The sequence below is a fragment of the Nonomuraea sp. NPDC003804 genome, assembly GCF_040610675.1.
Taxonomy (GTDB): Bacteria; Actinomycetota; Actinomycetes; order Streptosporangiales; family Streptosporangiaceae; genus Nonomuraea.
On record NZ_JBEXMT010000148.1, the window covers coordinates 1 to 1,016 of the forward strand.

Consider the following 1,016-nt stretch of genomic DNA (forward strand, 5'->3'; position numbering starts at 1 on the left):
CCCAGCGCTTGGGCTTGTCGCCGGCCACCATCGGCCTGGACCGCCGAGCCCTTCGCTTGGGGCGTGTCCTGAAAGGGCCAGAGCACCGCACCTTGCGCGGGCTGGCCCTGGACCAGGTTCGGGCTCGCTTGAAGGAGGTCAGCCGGGCTCACCTGGCGCGGGAACTCGGGGTGAGCAGTTCCGCCGTCTATCGCTACTGCGGGAAGGTGGGCCTCAGCCGTCCGTAGCCGAGATGCTTCTTGGCCCGCTGGTCGCTAAGTGGCCCAGCATATAGTTCGCGATCAGGCCCCGATCACGGGAAGGTTATTTCGATCAATGGCTTAGCCGCCGTTAGGCTTTGGAGCATTGGCCGAAATGCACCCGCTGAACGATACTTGGAGCCTGTTCGAGGGGATGTATTCGATGCCGCTGCTCAACTGGTCCGACCGTGACGAGGACCTAACCCGTTCCGCCCTGACGCCTTACCGCCTCCTGGAGCCGGTGGTCAGCTTGTCCTATGGGGAGGTGGACTCCCCCAACATGCTGATCGAGGGCGACAACCTGGATGCGTTGAAGGCGTTGCTGCCTTACTACGCTGGCCAGGTTGGTTGCGTCTACATAGACCCGCCGTTCAATACCGGAGCGATGTTCCCGAAATACGACGACAACTTCGAGCATTCGATTTGGTTGTCAATGATGTATGCCAGGCTCGAACTCATCCACGAGCTTGTTTCAGAGAAGGGATCTCTTTTTCTTCATCTGGACGATAACGAGGTTGACTATGCGAAGGTGATGCTGGATGAGATTTTTGGCCGGTCCAACTTCGTCAACAGGATAACTATCGCTGCCCGCTCGCCTTCTGCATTTAGCACTGTCAATCCTGGTGTATTCAAAGCATCGGAATACATTCTTTGGTATGCGAAGGACAAAGAGAAGTTTGAAGACGTAAGTGCCCGCATTCCACGCGGTGTTGACTATGCCTACAACCTTTGGCTGGAGAACCGGGATTTGCCTGAGAGTGAATGGAGGTTTTCGTC

The 1,016-nt window shown here is 57.1% G+C and carries 2 protein-coding genes; both read left to right on the forward strand.

Annotated features, from left to right (window positions below; all coding sequences use genetic code 11):
• A partial coding sequence (locus ABZX22_RS45395; protein ID WP_354923637.1) for a hypothetical protein occupies positions 1-227 on the forward strand: 227 nt, incomplete at its 5' end.
• A gap of 127 nt (positions 228-354) precedes the next feature.
• On the forward strand, positions 355-1,016 hold a 662-nt coding region (locus tag ABZX22_RS45400; protein ID WP_354923639.1), incomplete at its 3' end, for a site-specific DNA-methyltransferase.